Genomic DNA, 15,984 nt, shown 5'->3' on the forward strand with positions numbered 1-15,984 from the left:
CTGCCGGGGACCGCGACCCGTTCCCTGGTCGCCGGGGCCACCGTCGGAGTCGGCCTCGTCGGCGGTGAGCGGCTGGGCGATGCTCTCCAGCGACTGGCCCTCGGCCTTGACGCCGAGGAACGCCTCCGCGAGGCCGCCGATGACCATCAGGGCCGCGCCGAGGAAGTAGCCCACGGCCAGACCGGTGATGTCCTTGGACGCCGAGGCGTCGTCGATGAGCTTGCCGAACAGCAGCGGACCACTGATGCCGCCGGCCGCGGTGCCGATGGCGTAGAAGAACGCGATGCACAGGGCACGGGTCTCGAGCGGGAACACCTCGCTGGCGGTGAGGTAGGCGGCGCTGGCCCCGGCCGAGGCGAAGAAGAAGATCACCACGCCGAACAGGGTCAGGGTCACTGCGCTGAGGCCACCCAGGCTGAAGCCGGCGATGGCCAGCAGCACGCCCGACAGGAGGTACGTCCCGGCGATCATGCGCACCCGGCCGATCGAGTCGAACAACGGGCTGAGCAGCAGTGCGCCGGCGAAGTTGCTGACGGCGAAGATGGCGATGTACCACCCGGTCTGCTTCACCCCGAAGAACGTGGTCAGGCTGTCACCGTAGGTGAAGAAGAAGGCGTTGTAGAGGAACGCCTGGCCGACGAACAGCAGGAAGCACAGGACGGTGCGGCGCGGGTAGAGCGTGAACACCGTCTTGGCGATCTCCGGGATGGAGATGGTGCGTCGTTGCCGGATGGTGATCGGCTCGTCGTCGATCGTGGGCAGGTCGCGCCCGGTCTCCTCGGCCACCGTCCCCTCGATCTGCTTGACGATCGTCTCGCCCTCGTCCTCACGGCCGTGGATGAACAACCAGCGCGGGCTCTCCGGGACGTGGCGTCGCACCACGAGGATGCCCACGGCGAGGATGGCGCCCAGGCCGAAGGCGAGCCGCCAGCCGATGGCCGGGTCGAGGACCTTCGGGTCGAGCAGCGGGATGGTGAGCAGGGAGCCGAGGGCGGCACCGATCCAGAACGAGCCGTTGATCGCCACGTCCACGCGACCGCGATACTTCTTGGGGATCAGCTCGTCGATCGCCGAGTTGATGGCGGCGTACTCGCCGCCGATGCCCATGCCGGTGAGGAACCGCGCGATGAAGTACCAGAGCGGGTTCGGGGCGAACGCCGTCAGCACGGTGGCCACGGTGTAGACGCCCAGGGTGAGCAGGAACAGCTTCTTGCGACCGAACTTGTCGGTCAGCTGTCCGAAGAACAAGGCTCCCAGGCACGCACCGGCGACGTACACCGCGCCGGCCATCCCGATGTCGGAGCTGCTGAGGCCGAGTCCCGTGTCGGTGGGCTTGAGCGCCTCCGACATCGAGCCGACGATGGTCACCTCGAGGCCGTCGAGGATCCACACGGTCCCCAGGCCGATCACGACCATCCAGTGCCACCGGGCCCAGGGCAGGCGGTCCAGCCTGGCCGGGATGTCGGTGGTGATGCGTCCTGTTTCGACGTCTGACGCCACGGTTCCTCCTCATTGAGTTCCAGGCGCGGACCCGTGGTTCGGGTGCGGCGCCGCCAGAACGCTAGGGCGAACCGGGACCATCCGCACTCCGGGGAGCGAACCGGGCACCCTGCGCCCGCGCCATACCGGCACCGGCCGCGTCCGGTATGGCGCCCGGCCGGCGTCCGCGGAGAAGGTGCAGGTCAGGGGCGGTAGCAGACGAAGATCGCGGTCCCGGGGAACAGTTGTCCGCGCAGCGGGGACCACCCGCCCCACGCCTGGTCGTTGCGGTCGGGCCACTCGGGCTCGACGAGGTCGACGAGGAACAGGCCTGCGGCCACCAGCTCGCGGACCCGGTCGCCGACGGTGCGGTGGTGCTCGACGTAGCTCGCCTCCCCGTCGGAGTCGCTCTCGACGTACGGCGTGCGGTCGAAGTAGGACTGGCCCACCGTCAGGCCCGCGGGGCCGGGGTCGTCGGGGAAGGCCCAGCGGAAGGGGTGCGTGGTGGAGAAGACGAAGCGGCCACCGGGGCGCAGCACCCGGGCCACCTCACGCATGAGGAGAGCGGTGTCCGCGACGAACGGCACGGCGCCGTACGACGTGAAGACGAGGTCGAAGCTGCCGTCGGCGAAGGGAAGGGCCACCGCGTCGCACTGGGTGAACGGCACGGCCTGCTCCGGGGTCGACCTCCGGTTGAGGTCGAGGCCTTGGCGCACCATCCCGGCGGACAGGTCGGTGGCGACGACGGTGCCCCCGGCGGCGGCGACCCACCTGGCGCACTGCCCGGCACCCGCACCGATCTCGAGGACCCGGCGTCCGGCCACCTCGCCGAGCAGCGTCAGCTCCTCCTCGCGCCATCCCTCGGGTCCCCAGACGAACTGGGCGTCACCGAGGAAGGTGCCGTGCTCGGCGTAGTACTCGCCGGCCTCGGCGTCCCACCAGGACCGGTTGGCGGCCGCGGTCTCCTCGGCTCCCGCGTCGCGACGGTTGACCTGCGCAAACTCGCTCACCGGTGGACCTCTCGTGTTTTGACCGTGCGGGGACGGCCTCGGTAGGGTGGGGGAGCACATCCGTGTGCGCGCTTCGTCGTATCACCCCACCGGTGCGCGCGAGCGTGAGCACAACAACCATCTTCTATTCACTGTCCATCATCGGAGTTCCTACTACATGACTGCCAGCACGGTCGAAAAGACCGCCCCTCAGGTTGCCATCAACGACATCGGCACCGAGGAAGAACTGCTTGCCGCGATCGACGCGACGATCAAGGATTTCAACGACGGCGACATCGTCGAGGGAATCATCGTCAAGGTCGACCGGGACGAGGTCCTGCTCGACATCGGTTACAAGACCGAGGGTGTGATCCCCTCCCGCGAGCTCTCGATCAAGCACGACGTCGACCCCTCTGAGGTCGTCAAGGTCGGCGACGAGGTCGAGGCCCTGGTCCTCCAGAAGGAGGACAAGGAAGGTCGTCTGATCCTGTCCAAGAAGCGCGCGCAGTACGAGCGCGCCTGGGGCACGATCGAGAAGATCAAGGAAGAGGACGGCGTCGTCACCGGCACCGTCATCGAGGTCGTCAAGGGTGGACTCATCCTCGACATCGGCCTCCGTGGCTTCCTCCCCGCGTCCCTCGTCGAGATGCGTCGCGTCCGCGACCTCCAGCCCTACGTGGGCAAGGAGATCGAGGCCAAGATCATCGAGCTCGACAAGAACCGCAACAACGTGGTCCTGTCGCGCCGTGCGTGGCTCGAGCAGACCCAGTCCGAGGTGCGCACCACGTTCCTCAAGGAGCTCCAGAAGGGGCAGGTCCGCTCCGGCGTCGTCTCCTCGATCGTCAACTTCGGTGCGTTCGTGGACCTCGGCGGCGTCGACGGCCTCGTCCACGTGTCCGAGCTGTCCTGGAAGCACATCGACCACCCGTCCGAGGTCGTCGAGGTGGGCCAGGAGGTCACCGTCGAGGTTCTCGACGTGGACATGGACCGCGAGCGTGTCTCCCTGTCGCTCAAGGCGACGCAGGAGGACCCGTGGCAGCACTTCGCCCGGACCCACGCGATCGGTCAGGTCGTCCCGGGCAAGGTCACCAAGCTCGTCCCGTTCGGTGCGTTCGTGCGCGTCGACGACGGCATCGAGGGCCTGGTCCACATCTCCGAGCTGGCCGAGCGCCACGTGGAGCTGCCGGAGCAGGTCGTCACGGTCGGTTCCGACATCTTCGTCAAGGTCATCGACATCGACCTCGAGCGTCGCCGGATCTCGCTGAGCCTCAAGCAGGCCAACGACGACAGCGCGCCCACGGCCGAGTTCGACCCGACGCTCTACGGCATGGCCGCGGAGTACGACGAGAAGGGTGACTACAAGTACCCGGAGGGCTTCGACCCCGAGACCCAGGAATGGCTCGAGGGCTTCGACGCCCAGCGCGAGAAGTGGGAGAAGCAGTACGCCGAGGCCCACGCTCGCTGGGAGGCCCACAAGGCCCAGATCGAGGAGGCCACCAAGGCCGACGCCGAGGCTGCGGCCAACGCCGGTGCCGCGACGTCCTACTCCTCCGACTCGGGTTCCTCCTCCTCCTCGTCGTCGTCCGACAGCGACTCGGGCAGCAGCAGCCGCCCGGCCGCTCCGGCGTCCGAGGGCACCCTGGCCTCCGACGAGGCCCTCGCCGCGCTGCGCGAGAAGCTCACCGGCAACTGAGCCCACGCTCGCGCCATACCTCGGTATGGCGTGGGCACGGCTTCGAGAGGCCCGGTTCCCCTGCGGGGGAGCCGGGCCTCTCGGCGTTCACCGTGTCGGGCACCGCTGAGGCGCCGGCCCGTGCTTGGCTGTGGCGGTGCCCTTCACCGTCAGCCACGTCGCCGCAGTCCTCCCGGTCGCCGGCCGGTCCGAGCGGTTCCTGCCCGCGGCCGGGCTCGTGGCAGGGTCGATGGCACCGGACTACCCGTGGTTTCTCACAGGCGGGCGTTCGGCCGGCCTGAGCCACTCCGCCCTCGGGATCGTGACCGTGGACCTCGTCGCGGGCGTCCTCGGGGTCCTGCTCTGGCGGCGGTTGGTCGCCGCGCCGGTGCGTGACCTCCTGCCGCGTCGGATCGGAAGAGCGGTGCCGGAGCCTGCCCGCACCCGGGTCGTGGACCTGCCCTGGTTGACCCTGGCCGTGGTCACGGGGGCGGTGACCCACGTGCTGTGGGATGGCTTCACCCACCCCGGGAGGTTCGGGGTCAGGTGGATCGCCTGGTTGTCCGCGGAGCACGCCGGGGTGCCCGGGCACCAGTGGGCCCAGCTCGTCAGTGGGGCGGTCGGCGGCCTGGCGGTCCTCGCCTGGGCGGTCGCACGGGTGGTGCGGGAGAACGCGCCGCCAAGGCGACCCGTCATCGGCAGGAGCACCCTCCGCGAGCGGCTCGGCGCCCTGCTCGTCGTCCTCGTGGGCCTCCTCGTCGGTGCCCTGGTCGGCCTGGTCACCGCCCCGCCCGACCTCGAGTCGATGCTCTTCCGGGTCGTCACCCGTGGTGGGCTGGCGGCGGGCCTCGGCGCGGTCGCCGTCTGCCTCGCCTGGCACGCTCGAGCTGCCGGCCGAGTGGGGGCGTGGGCTCCGGGCAGGTAGCGTGCCGGACATGGCACGCAGCATCGCGACGAACACGAAGGTCGACCTCGAGGGGCTCCTGGACTTCGTGCGCCCCCGCCACCAGATGGTGGTCATCACCACGCGGTCCGACGGGCGTCCGCAGGCGTCACCCGTGACCGGAGGGGTCGACCAGGAGGGTCGGATCGTCATCTCGTCCTACCCGGAGCGGGCCAAGACGAACAACGCCCGTAGGCGACCCGAGGTCAGCGTCATGGTCCTGTCGGACGACTTCGGCGGGGCGTGGGTGCAGGTCGACGGGGACTGCGAGGTGATCGACGCACCTGAGTCGGTCGAACCGCTCGTCGACTACTTCCGCTGCATCTCGGGGGAGCACCCCGACTGGGACGAGTACCGCCAGGCGATGCTCGACCAGGGCAAGTCGATCCTGCGCCTCACCCCCACCCGGTGGTCGCCGATCGCGACAGGCGGTTTCCCCGCCCGCCTGGCCGACTGACGCCCGACCCCGCCTCGCCCAGGACATCACGATCGGGGCACAGGCGGCGCGAACCGCGCCCTTCTCGGGCGGCGAGGCCACTATCTTTCCCGGGCATGGAGGGGACGGTGTGGGGGGTCCTGATCGGCACGGTCAAGACGATCGTGGCGATCCTCAGCGTGCCGGCGTGGCTGCTGGCGGCATACTTCGTCGGCTGGTTCTGGGTGGGGCTCCCGAGCTTCGCCACCTGCAACATCGGAGTCACACCGAGCTGTGCACGCGGCCACGGCATGCCTCAGTACCTCACCGTCCTGGTGCTCACGATCTCGTCCACGCTGCTCCTGCTCGCCGCCGCATCCAGGTGGCACCGGAGTCGGGCCTGGCTCGCGGCCTGCCTGTGTGCCATCGCGGCATGGCTGGTGGCGACGCTCATGGGCGAGCTCGCGTTCGTCCCCCGTTGGTGGCTTGCCTGACTTCTGCTCCTCTGGACGACCTGAGTCGGGACTAGGGTGGGTGGCATGTTGCGCGTCGGTCTCACGGGTGGAATCGGGTCCGGGAAATCGACTGTGGCCCAACGGTTCTCGGCGCTCGGAGCGGTGGTGATCGATGCCGACGCCCTGGCCCGCGAGGTCGTGGCTCCGGGGTCGCAGGGACTGCAGGCGGTGGCCGAGCGGTTCGGCGAGGACGTGCTCGACGACGAGGGCGGCCTCAACCGCCCGGCGCTGGGGGCCATCGTGTTCGCGGACCGGGCGGCGCGGCGTGACCTCGAGGCGATCACGCACCCGTTGATCGCCGCCCGGACTTCGGAGCTGGTCGAGCAGGCGGGGGAGAGGTCCATCGTGGTGCACGACGTGCCGCTGCTCGTCGAGAAGCAGATGGGCCCGTCGTACCACCTGGTCGTCGTCGTGGGGGCGGCCGAGTCGACCCGCGTCAAGCGCCTCGCGGCCACGCGGGGGATGACCGAGCAGGAGGCCCGCAGCCGGATCGCCGCGCAGGCCGGCGACGAGGAGCGCCGGGCGGCAGCGGACGTGTGGATCGACAACGACGGGGCCAGGGAGGACCTCGGGGTCGCGGTGGACCGGTTGTGGAGCGACCGCCTGGTCCCGTTCGAGGTCAACGTCCGCACGGGCACCCGGTCCCGCCGGCCCGAGCGACTCGTCCTGCACGAGCCCGACCCCACCTGGCCGGCGCAGGCCGACCGGCTGCTCGGACGGCTGCGTCGCGCGTTCGGTGACGTCCTGGTCGCTGCCGACCACATCGGCAGCACGGCGGTGCCCGGGCTCATCGCCAAGGACGTCATCGACCTCCAGGTGGGGGTGCGGTCTCTGGCCGACGTCGACGAGCCGGAGCTGCTGGAGACGCTGCGCAGGGCCGGATTCCCGCGGCCCCCGGGTGACTGGAACGACAACAGCAAGGACGGGTCGGTCTGGCCCAAGCGGTTCCTCGGCAGCGCCGACCCCGGGCGGATCGCCCACGTCCACGTCCGTGAGGTCGACAGCGAGGGCTGGCGCTGGGCGCTCGTCTTCCGCGACTGGATGCGGACCGACCCGACCGCGCGGGCCGAGTACGCCGCCGAGAAGCAGCGGCTCGCCACGACGACCGACACCGTCAGCGCCTACGCCGACGCCAAGGAGCCGTGGTTCGACTCGGTCCACGAACGAGCGGCCGCCTGGGCCCGGGACACGGGGTGGACGTACCCGCGTGGCTGACGACCGGACCCCGCGCAGCGTCTACGGCGTTGGGGAGGAGCCGGACCCCCGCTTCTCCCTCGCCAACGAACGAACGGCCCTCGCGTGGATGCGCACCGCCCTGGCCCTCGTCGGCGGCGGCGTGGCCATGGTGTCGCTGGCGAGCCTGGACTCCCTGCCTGCCTGGACCGCCCTCGTGGGAGCCGCTGCCTGCCTCGGGGGCGCCGCCCTGTCCCTGCGTGCCGTCGGTGCGTGGGCGCGGGTGGAGCGCGCCCTGCGACTGCGCCAGCCGCTGCCTGCACCGCGCTCGCTGGGGGTGCTGGCAGGCGGGGTCGTCGTCCTGGCCGTGCTCACGCTGGTGCTGTCGGTGGTCGAGCTGCGGCGCCGGTGAGTCCCGGAAGACGCCCCCACCGCTCGGTGCGGAGGTGGTGCGGTTGAGCTCGTTCCCGCAGCGTGAGGCGCTCCAGCCCGAACGCACGGCCCTGGCGTGGCAACGCACCGCCGTCACCGCCCTGGTGGCCTTCGTGCCGCTCGTCGTCGTCGCCCTGCGGCGCGACCTGCCGTTCGTGGCAGGCGGTGGCGCGGTCGCCATGGCGGTCAGCACCGGGCTGGTGGTGTCGGTGCGCCGGCGGCTGAGGCAGCTGCACGAGGACGAGCGCGGGTACTCGCCGCTGCCACCCATGGCCCAGGTCGCCGCGATCACGGTGCTCTGCGCCGTGGGCGGTGTCGCGGTCGCCGTGGCCCGGTTCAGCTGAGGTCGCGCTCGTCGCGCACCGGGACGAGGGGCAGGGCGAGGGCGGCGAACACCGCCGCGAGCCCGAACACCACGGCATACCCGGCGTGGGTGGCGACGAGGCCCGCGACCGGGGGCACGCACGCGGCGACGAGGAACTGGCCGGTGTTCTGCAGGCCGAGGGCTCGTCCGCTCCAGAACGGGCCGGCCCGCTCGGCCACCGCGGTGAAGGCGAGCCCGTTGTCCGCCACGGTGACCGTCGAGGCCACGACCAGCACCACGACGGCAACACCCCAGCCGAGGCCGGCGGTGAGGCCGAGAGCCGCCATGGTGACCACCGCAGCGACCGCGACCCAGCGCAGCGGCCGCATCCTGCTGCCCACGACGTCGGACAGCTGGCCGACCCCGATCCGGCCGAGCGCCCCGGCGACCTGGGTGAGCGCCACGAGGACGCCTGCCGCCCCGGCGGACCAGCCACGTTCGGAGACGAGCCAGACGAGCGCATAGGTCCAGACCACGAACTGGGGCACGACCAGCAGCATCGACACCCCATGGATCCGGGGGAGGTACCGGTCGGAGCGGTAGGGGCTGTCGGACGCCTGCTGACGTCGGACGGGTCGCGGCGGGTCGATGACGACGGCGGCGACGAGGACCAGACCCAGGGCAGCCGTTGCGGTGGGCACCCACAGGGCGGCCGTCACCCCGTGCGCGTCGGCGACCACGGCCATGCTCACGGCGGCGACCCCGACCCCCACCGGCTGGGCCATCTGCCGGATGCCCATCGCGAGGCCGCGCCGCTCGGGCGGGAACCAGCCGACGATGACCCGCCCGCTGGCCGCGTTCGCGGAGGCCGCGGCTGCTCCGGCGAGGAACAGGGCGAGGGCGAGGGTGGTCGTACCGGGGGCCAGGACCCCGGCGACGGAGGCCACCGCCGTCCCCGCGAGCCCTGCGAGGAGGACGAGGCGTTCGCCGTGCCGGTCGACGACGGCGCCCCAGGCCACGAGGGTGAGCATCGTCCCGAGCACCGGTGCGGCCGCCACCAGACCGGCCTGGGCGAGCGTCAGCCCCGAACGGGCCACGAGCGCGGGGATGAGGAAGGCCGGTCCGTGCACGGCGACGGCCGAGGCCGCCTGGGCGAGCGTGGTGGCGCCGAGCATGGCCCACCGACGGACCGTCCCGACCTCGACGGCGCGGCCCGGTGCGGGGCGGGTCAGTGCCACCCGCCCAGTCAACGCCGCGCACCCGGTGCGCGCAGCCGTGTCTCACCGGATCGTGAGACGCCCGTCCCGGGTGTGCCGCGCAGCCCCGCGGGTGGGCCGGCGGCGGCTGTCGGTGGCGAGGCATACGGTGGACCCATGCGTCCCACGACTGACCTGCAACGCACCGTTGCCCCGTTCGAGGTCGTCTCCGAGTTCTCGCCGGCCGGCGACCAGCCGACCGCGATCGCCGACCTGGCCAAGCGGGTCCGCGCCGGCGAGCAGAACACCGTGCTCCTCGGCGCCACCGGCACCGGCAAGTCCGCGACGACCGCCTGGCTCATCGAGGAGGTCCAGCGCCCCACGCTCGTGATGGCCCCGAACAAGACGCTGGCCGCCCAGCTGGCCAACGAGTTCCGCGAGCTGCTGCCCAACAACGCGGTCGAGTACTTCGTCTCCTACTACGACTACTACCAGCCCGAGGCGTACATCGCGCAGACGGACACGTACATCGAGAAGGACTCCTCGATCAACGAGGAGGTGGAGCGGCTGCGGCACAGCGCGACCAACTCGCTGCTGACCCGGCGCGACGTCATCGTCGTCGCCTCGGTGTCCTGCATCTACGGCCTCGGCACCCCGCAGGAGTACGTCGACCGGATGGCGCGGCTCAAGGTCGGCATGGAGGTCGACCGTGACGAGCTGCTCCGCCGGTTCGTCCAGATGCAGTACACCCGCAACGACCTGGCCTTCACGCGGGGCACCTTCCGCGTCCGGGGCGACACCGTCGAGATCATCCCGGTCTATGAGGAGCTGGCGGTCCGCATCGAGTTCTTCGGCGACGAGGTCGAGCGGATCTACACGCTGCACCCCGTCAGCGGCGAGATCATGCGCGAGGAGACGGAGATGTACGTCTTCCCGGCGACGCACTACGTCGCCGGTCCCGAGCGGATGGAGCGCGCCATCCGCGGCATCGAGCTCGAGCTCGCCGACCAGCTCGCGACGTTCGAGAAGCAGGGCAAGCTGCTCGAGGCGCAGCGGCTGCGCATGCGCACGACGTACGACATCGAGATGATGCGCCAGGTCGGCTCCTGCTCCGGCATCGAGAACTACTCGATGCACATCGACGGCCGGGCCCGGGGCACCGCTCCCAACACCCTGCTCGACTACTTCCCCGAGGACTTCCTGCTCGTCATCGACGAGTCGCACGTCACCGTGCCGCAGATCGGTGCCATGTACGAGGGCGACATGTCCCGCAAGCGGCAGCTCGTCGACCACGGGTTCCGGCTGCCGTCTGCGATGGACAACCGTCCGCTGCGCTGGGAGGAGTTCCTCGAGCGGATCGGCCAGACCGTCTTCCTGTCGGCCACCCCTGGCCCCTATGAGCTGGCGCAGAGCACGGGCGTCGTCGAGCAGATCATCCGACCCACGGGCCTGATCGACCCCGAGGTCGTGCTCAAGCCGACCAAGGGCCAGATCGACGACCTGCTGCACGAGATCGGCGAGCGGACCGCGAAGAACGAGCGCGTCCTGGTCACCACGTTGACCAAGAAGATGGCCGAGGACCTCACCGACTACCTGCTCGACAAGGGGGTCCGGGTCCGCTACCTGCACAGCGAGGTCGACACCCTGCGCCGCGTCGAGCTGCTCCGGGAGCTGCGGATGGGGGAGTACGACGTCCTCGTCGGCATCAACCTCCTGCGCGAGGGGCTCGACCTCCCGGAGGTCTCGCTCGTCAGCATCCTCGACGCCGACAAGGAGGGGTTCCTGCGGTCCGCCCGTTCGCTGATCCAGACCATCGGTCGCGCCGCCCGCAACGTGTCCGGCCAGGTGCACATGTACGCCGACAAGATCACCCCGTCCATGGCGGAGGCGATCGACGAGACCTCACGCCGGCGCGAGAAGCAGATCGCCTACAACCTGGCCGCCGGGGTCGACCCGCAGCCGCTGCGCAAGAAGATCGCCGACATCACCGACCTGCTCAACCGCGAGGACGCCGACACCGAGGCTCTCATCGGCTCCGGTCGCAGCCAGTCCCGCGGCAAGGGCGGGGGTCGTGGCGGCCGGGGGACGGTCCAGGCCGACGCGGCGGTGGCCAGCGACCGGCTCCGCGGCATGCCGGCCAACGACCTGGCCAACCTCATCCAGGAGCTGTCGACGCAGATGCACCAGGCCGCCACCGACCTGCACTTCGAGCTGGCGGCGCGGTTGCGCGACGAGATCGGCGACCTGAAGAAGGAGCTGCGCCAGATGTCGAACGCCACGCAGTAGCGGCGCCGCGACCCACCGGCATACGGACCGAATAGGGCAGGCGGCCGAAGTCTGGGAGACTGCTCGACGGACCACGCCCGCCTCTTCGGGGGATGCGGTCTGAAGTTCATCGGAGGGCCGGGTCCCCCCGAGGAACATCGCTGTACATGTTCATCGGAGGGGAGTATCCCCACGCGGTGTCCTCGTCATCACGGCAGCTCCGCCCGTGGCCTCCTGGCCGCTCGGGGCGCTGCCCGGGGAGCCGGTCCGCACCAGCTCAGGGGCGGGAGAGACCTCCGGCCACCTCAGTCGTGACCGGAAGGGTCGTCTCGTGAATTCCCTCGTCCATGCCGCCGCGGATGCCGACAAGATGGATGTCGCTCCGTGGGTCTGGTACCTCACCATCGGTCTGATGGCCGCCGTCCTGCTCTTCGACGTCTTCATCATCGCGCGCCGTCCCCACGTGCCGAGCACCAAGGAGGTCAGCATCGCGCTGGCCGGCTACGTCGGTGCTGCCGTCCTGTTCGGCCTCGGTGTCTGGTGGTTCACCAAGGACGCCCACGGCGCGAAGTTCATGACCGAGTACTACGCCGGCTGGCTCACCGAGTACTCGCTGTCGGTCGACAACCTCTTCATCTTCCTGCTGATCATGGCCAGGTTCGGGGTCCCCGAGAAGCTGCAGCAGTCCGCCCTGCTCATCGGCATCATCATCGCCATCGTGCTCCGAGGCATCTTCATCGCCGTCGGTGCCGCCGCGATCAACAACTTCGCCTGGGTGTTCTACATCTTCGGTGCGTTCCTCATCTACACCGCCGTCAAGCTCGCCAAGGAGGGCGAGGGCGACGACGACGAGTACGAGGAGAACCGCTTCATGAAGTTCGTCGAGAAGCGCTTCCCGGCCACCCAGGAGTACGACGGCGCCAAGCTCTTCACGAAGATCGACGGCAAGAAGCTCGCCACCCCGATGTTCATCGTCATCATGGCGCTGGGGACCACGGACCTGCTGTTCGCCCTCGACTCCATCCCCGCGATCTTCGGCCTCACCAAGGACCCCTACCTGGTCCTCACGGCCAACCTCTTCGCGCTGATGGGGCTGCGCCAGCTGTACTTCCTCATCGGGGGTCTGCTGAAGCGCCTCGTGTACCTCAGCATCGGCCTGGCCGTCCTGTTGGCCTTCATCGGGGTCAAGCTCGTGCTGCACGCCATGCACGAGAACGAGCTCCCGTTCATCAACGGCGGCGAGCACATCGAGTGGGCCCCGGACATCCCGATCTCGGTCTCGCTCGGTGCCATCGTCGTCATCCTCGGCGTCACCACCGTGGCCAGCCTGCTGAAGACCCGCAAGGACGACCAGGCGGCCACGCCCGGCACCTGACGGCACCTTTGACGGCACCCGCGTGCCCGCTCCCGGCTCCGTGCCGGCGGCGGGCACGCGCGCGTCAGCCGGTGGACGTCGCAGGCTCCTTGCGACCCCCGGCGCCCATGACGAGGACGCTGGCCAGCACCACGAGCCCCATGCCGAGCAGCTGCCGGCCGGTCAGGCGCTGGTGCAGCACGAGGAAACCGGCGAGCGCGGCCGCCGCCGGCTCGAGGCTCAGCAGGATCCCGAACACCCGCGCGCTGAGGTGCCGCAGTGCTGCGAGCTCCAGCGAGTAGGGCAGCACCGACGAGAGCACGGCGATCCCGAGCCCCTTGACGACCGCTCCGCCGCTCCAGTCGGGGACGCTGCGCAACCCCAGTGGCAGGGTCACGACGAGCGCCACGGCCATGGCGAGGGCGAGCCCGTCGAAGCTCGCGAACTCCCGGCCTGCCCGTCCGCTCGCCAGGATGTATGCCGCCCAGCAGGCTCCCGCCGCCGCGGCCAGTCCCAGCCCGGTCCACTCGACGGTACCCAGCGGTACCTCGAGGGCGCGGGAGATGAGCACGACCCCGATCGCGGCCGCCACCACGGCCAGGAGGTCGCGTGCCCGACGTGCCAGCACCGTCGCCAGGGTCAACGGACCGAGGAACTCGACGGTGACGGCGACCCCGATCGGCAGGTGCTCCAACGACGCGTAGAACGCGAGGTTCATCAGCCCCAGCGCCAACCCGAACGCGATGACGGTGCGCCAGGCCACGGGGGAGTGGCCGCGCAGAGACGGTCGGGCCAGCCCGAGGAGGATGGCCGTGGCGAACAGCAGCCGCAGGGTGACCGACCCGGCCGCACCGATCTCCGGGACGAGGGTGGCGGCGAGGGCGCCGCCGAACTGGACCGAGACGACTGCGGTGAGGACGAGCAGCAGCGGGGAGGCCGGAGTTCGCGTCGTCGCCATGGGCGCGACTGTAGTGAGCAGGTCGGGACCGGGTGCAGCTGGTCTCACCAGCCGCGGTCGCGCCACTCCTGCAGGTGGGGTCGCTCCGCACCGAGCGTCGTGTCGTCCCCGTGGCCGGGATAGACCCAGGTCTCGTCGTCGTAGACGTCGAAGACACGGGTGGTCACGTCGTCGATGAGGGCTGCGAAGCTCTGGCCCTCGTTCTTGGTGTTCCCGACACCTCCGGGGAACAGCGAGTCCCCGGTGAAGAGGTGGGTGTGGCCGTCGGGGTCGTCGTACGCGAGGGCGATCGAGCCGGGGGTGTGGCCACGGAGGTGGATGACGTCCAGGTCCACCTCGCCGAAGCTGATCCGGTCGCCGTGCCCGACCGTGCGGTCCGGCGGGACCGGGAGTCCGTCGGCGTCCGCGGCACCACAGATGCTCGTCGCCCCGGTGGCGGTGAGGACGTCGGGCAGCGCGCGGTGGTGGTCCCAGTGCTGGTGGGTCGTGACGACGACGTCGAGACGACCTGATCCCTCTGCCACGAGCTCGAGCAGTCGAGGTGCGTCGTCCGCCGCGTCGATGAGGAGCTGTGCGCCCGTGTGGTGGCACTGCAGCAAATAGGCGTTGTTGTCCATCCCTGAGACAGAGATCTTCCAAATGCTGAGAAGGTTGAGGGTCCTTTTTTCACTTGGGCCAGTCGATTTCACATGTCCGTCGTAGGTCATGTCACGCATTCTGTAGTCACGGGAGGCAATCACGGTGAATCAGTGGGTTCGCCTAGTTCCTATTGACTATTGCTGCTCCTCTTTTTGACGTCATACGTTTGACCCGTCGCGGAAGCAACGGGGGCCTCACAGGGGGTGCAGTCTCCCGTCCGCGGGTTGGTGAGGGATACAACATGGCTGCAACATTTCACGACTACCCGCGCCCAGTCGCGGGTGGAGAGCTCGACACAGTAAGAGCACTGCTGCACGACCTGCGGCAACCGCTGGCCGCCATTCTGCTCCTCTCGGGAGCTGAAGGTGGCGACAACGCACGAAAGATGAACCTGATCGAGGGCCAGGCCCGTTGGCTGGCCGAGCTCGTCGAGGCGGTGCTGTCCGACGCGTCCGACGACGACGTCGAGAGCATCGACCTCACCACCGTGGTCCGTAGGGCCACCGAACGGGCACAGGTGACCGCCTCGTGCCCGATCAAGATCGATGTCGTGGGTGCGCCGCAGGCTTGGGCGCGACCGGTGGCTCTGGGACGGGCACTCTCGTGCGTCCTGGACAACGCCGTCCGGGCAGCGGGTGAGGAAGGCCATGTCACCGTGGCCGTCCACACCGACGGCGCCGGCGTCCACGTGACCGTGCGAGACGACGGGCCCGGTCTCGGGCGCATCGCCTCTGTCACATCGCTTGGACTCACGACCACGCGCGCCATGGTGGCTGCTTGCAAGGGGTCCTTCCGTCTCTACACGGCCGATGAGGGCGGCGTCGTCGCCGACATCACCCTCGCGCCCGTGTCCGACCGCGAGGCGCTGCCGGCGCTTCCGACCCTTCAGGTGGTTGCATCATGAGGATCGTCGTCTGCGATGACCATCTCCTCCTCCTCGAGGCCCTCGGCCTCGCCCTCGGTGCCAAGGGGCACGACGTCGTCGCCCTGGCCGGTACGCCGGACGAGGCCATCGCCGCAGTGGCGATGCACCGGCCCGAGGTCTGTCTGCTCGACGTGAACTTCCCCGGCGGCAACTCCGTCGCGGCGATCCACCAGATCAGGGAGATCTCACCGGAGACCAAGGTCGTCATGCTCTCGGCCGAGGCCGACCACGCGGTGGTCGGTCGCGCGATCGCCGAGGGCGCGTCCGGCTACGTCGGCAAGGAGAAGCCGATCGTCGAGATCATCGAGATGCTGGACCGCGCGGTGCGCGGCCAGCTCGCGGTGGAACCTGCTCTCCTGCAGCGCGCCCTGCGCCCGCAGAAGACCACGGAGGACCCGCTCTGGGCCCTGCAGTTCCTGACCGACCGTGAGTGGCAGGTCATGCGCTGCATCATGGAGGGACAGACGACCGAGGAGATGGCCGAGGCCCTGGGCGTGCAGCGGAGCACCGCGCGCACGCACGTCCAGAACCTGTTGACCAAGCTCGGGGTCCACTCCCGCCTGCAGGCCGCCGCGCTGATGTCCGCCCACGGCTCGCACGAGTCGTGGCCGGCGCACCTGCGCTGAGCCCATCAGGTCCGACCACGACGTCGGACCACAGGGCGCCACCGCACCACTGCACCACCGGCCCCGGTGACGACGCACCCGCGTCGACACCGGGGCCGG

General features: G+C 70.1%; 15 protein-coding genes and 1 pseudogene. 11 read left to right on the top strand and 5 right to left on the bottom strand.

Annotation, left to right across the window (positions count from 1 at the left end; genetic code table 11):
- Both ASD62_RS00550 and ASD62_RS00555 read right to left on the bottom strand, forming a co-directional pair.
- Nucleotides 1–1,416: pseudogene (locus tag ASD62_RS00550) on the bottom strand (MFS transporter); the annotation flags it as partial.
- A 266-nt stretch (nucleotides 1,417–1,682) separates the two neighbouring features.
- On the bottom strand, nucleotides 1,683–2,489 hold the full coding sequence (locus tag ASD62_RS00555) for a class I SAM-dependent methyltransferase (protein ID WP_056914294.1): 807 nt from the start codon (nucleotides 2,487–2,489) through the stop codon (nucleotides 1,683–1,685).
- 157 nt (nucleotides 2,490–2,646) lie between these two features.
- On the opposite strand from ASD62_RS00555, the gene rpsA reads away from it, so the two are divergent.
- The 7 genes from rpsA to ASD62_RS20260 all read left to right on the top strand — a co-directional run bounded on the left by rpsA (nucleotide 2,647) and on the right by ASD62_RS20260 (nucleotide 7,962).
- Entirely contained in the window at nucleotides 2,647–4,161 is a 1,515-nt protein-coding gene (gene rpsA / locus ASD62_RS00560; RefSeq protein WP_056914295.1) for a 30S ribosomal protein S1, read from the top strand.
- Between the two features lie 136 nt (nucleotides 4,162–4,297).
- Nucleotides 4,298–5,065, top strand: coding sequence for a DUF4184 family protein (locus ASD62_RS00565; RefSeq protein WP_162254740.1), 768 nt, complete (start codon nucleotides 4,298–4,300; stop codon nucleotides 5,063–5,065).
- Nucleotides 5,066–5,075: 10 nt separating this feature from the next.
- Nucleotides 5,076–5,540: a PPOX class F420-dependent oxidoreductase gene (locus tag ASD62_RS00570; RefSeq protein ID WP_056917051.1), complete on the top strand. Its 465-nt coding sequence runs from the start codon at nucleotides 5,076–5,078 to the stop codon at nucleotides 5,538–5,540.
- 95 nt (nucleotides 5,541–5,635) lie between these two features.
- Nucleotides 5,636–5,992, top strand: a complete 357-nt coding sequence (locus ASD62_RS00575; protein WP_157581168.1) for a hypothetical protein — start codon at nucleotides 5,636–5,638, stop codon at nucleotides 5,990–5,992.
- A 45-nt stretch (nucleotides 5,993–6,037) separates the two neighbouring features.
- Nucleotides 6,038–7,228, top strand: coding sequence for a dephospho-CoA kinase (coaE, locus tag ASD62_RS00580; protein ID WP_056914298.1), 1,191 nt, complete (start codon nucleotides 6,038–6,040; stop codon nucleotides 7,226–7,228).
- Nucleotides 7,221–7,598, top strand: coding sequence for a YidH family protein (locus ASD62_RS00585; protein ID WP_056914299.1), 378 nt, complete (start codon nucleotides 7,221–7,223; stop codon nucleotides 7,596–7,598). The genes coaE and ASD62_RS00585 overlap by 8 nt, the downstream gene beginning before the upstream one ends.
- A gap of 43 nt (nucleotides 7,599–7,641) precedes the next feature.
- The gene (locus tag ASD62_RS20260; RefSeq protein WP_056914300.1) at nucleotides 7,642–7,962 is read left to right on the top strand and encodes a DUF202 domain-containing protein; all 321 of its coding nucleotides are present in this window, start codon (nucleotides 7,642–7,644) and stop codon (nucleotides 7,960–7,962) included.
- Here ASD62_RS20260 and ASD62_RS00595 read toward each other — a convergent pair.
- Complete coding sequence (locus ASD62_RS00595; RefSeq protein WP_235530593.1) at nucleotides 7,955–9,160, bottom strand: MFS transporter; 1,206 nt, start codon at nucleotides 9,158–9,160, stop codon at nucleotides 7,955–7,957. The two genes, ASD62_RS20260 and ASD62_RS00595, sit on opposite strands and share 8 nt — an antisense overlap.
- Before the next feature lie 135 nt (nucleotides 9,161–9,295).
- Between ASD62_RS00595 and uvrB the strand changes: the two genes are divergently transcribed.
- Nucleotides 9,296–11,404 (top strand): excinuclease ABC subunit UvrB, encoded by a 2,109-nt coding sequence (gene uvrB, locus ASD62_RS00600; RefSeq protein ID WP_056914301.1) that lies wholly within the window; start codon nucleotides 9,296–9,298, stop codon nucleotides 11,402–11,404.
- Between the two features lie 349 nt (nucleotides 11,405–11,753).
- Complete coding sequence (locus tag ASD62_RS00605) at nucleotides 11,754–12,758, top strand: TerC family protein (protein ID WP_056917053.1); 1,005 nt, start codon at nucleotides 11,754–11,756, stop codon at nucleotides 12,756–12,758.
- A gap of 64 nt (nucleotides 12,759–12,822) precedes the next feature.
- Here ASD62_RS00605 and ASD62_RS00610 read toward each other — a convergent pair whose 3' ends face one another.
- On the bottom strand, nucleotides 12,823–13,695 hold the full coding sequence (locus ASD62_RS00610) for a DMT family transporter (protein ID WP_056914302.1): 873 nt from the start codon (nucleotides 13,693–13,695) through the stop codon (nucleotides 12,823–12,825).
- Nucleotides 13,696–13,739: 44 nt separating this feature from the next.
- Nucleotides 13,740–14,402, bottom strand: a complete 663-nt coding sequence (locus tag ASD62_RS00615; RefSeq protein WP_056917054.1) for an MBL fold metallo-hydrolase — start codon at nucleotides 14,400–14,402, stop codon at nucleotides 13,740–13,742.
- Between the two features lie 173 nt (nucleotides 14,403–14,575).
- Between ASD62_RS00615 and ASD62_RS00620 the strand changes: the two genes are divergently transcribed.
- Both ASD62_RS00620 and ASD62_RS00625 read left to right on the top strand, forming a co-directional pair.
- Nucleotides 14,576–15,238: a sensor histidine kinase KdpD gene (locus ASD62_RS00620; protein WP_082580490.1), complete on the top strand. Its 663-nt coding sequence runs from the start codon at nucleotides 14,576–14,578 to the stop codon at nucleotides 15,236–15,238.
- On the top strand, nucleotides 15,235–15,885 hold the full coding sequence (locus ASD62_RS00625) for a response regulator transcription factor (protein WP_056914304.1): 651 nt from the start codon (nucleotides 15,235–15,237) through the stop codon (nucleotides 15,883–15,885). The genes ASD62_RS00620 and ASD62_RS00625 overlap by 4 nt, the downstream gene beginning before the upstream one ends.
- Nucleotides 15,886–15,984: the final 99 nt, after the last annotated feature.

The sequence above is a fragment of the Phycicoccus sp. Root563 genome, from assembly GCF_001427915.1.
Classification (GTDB): domain Bacteria; phylum Actinomycetota; class Actinomycetes; order Actinomycetales; family Dermatophilaceae; genus Pedococcus.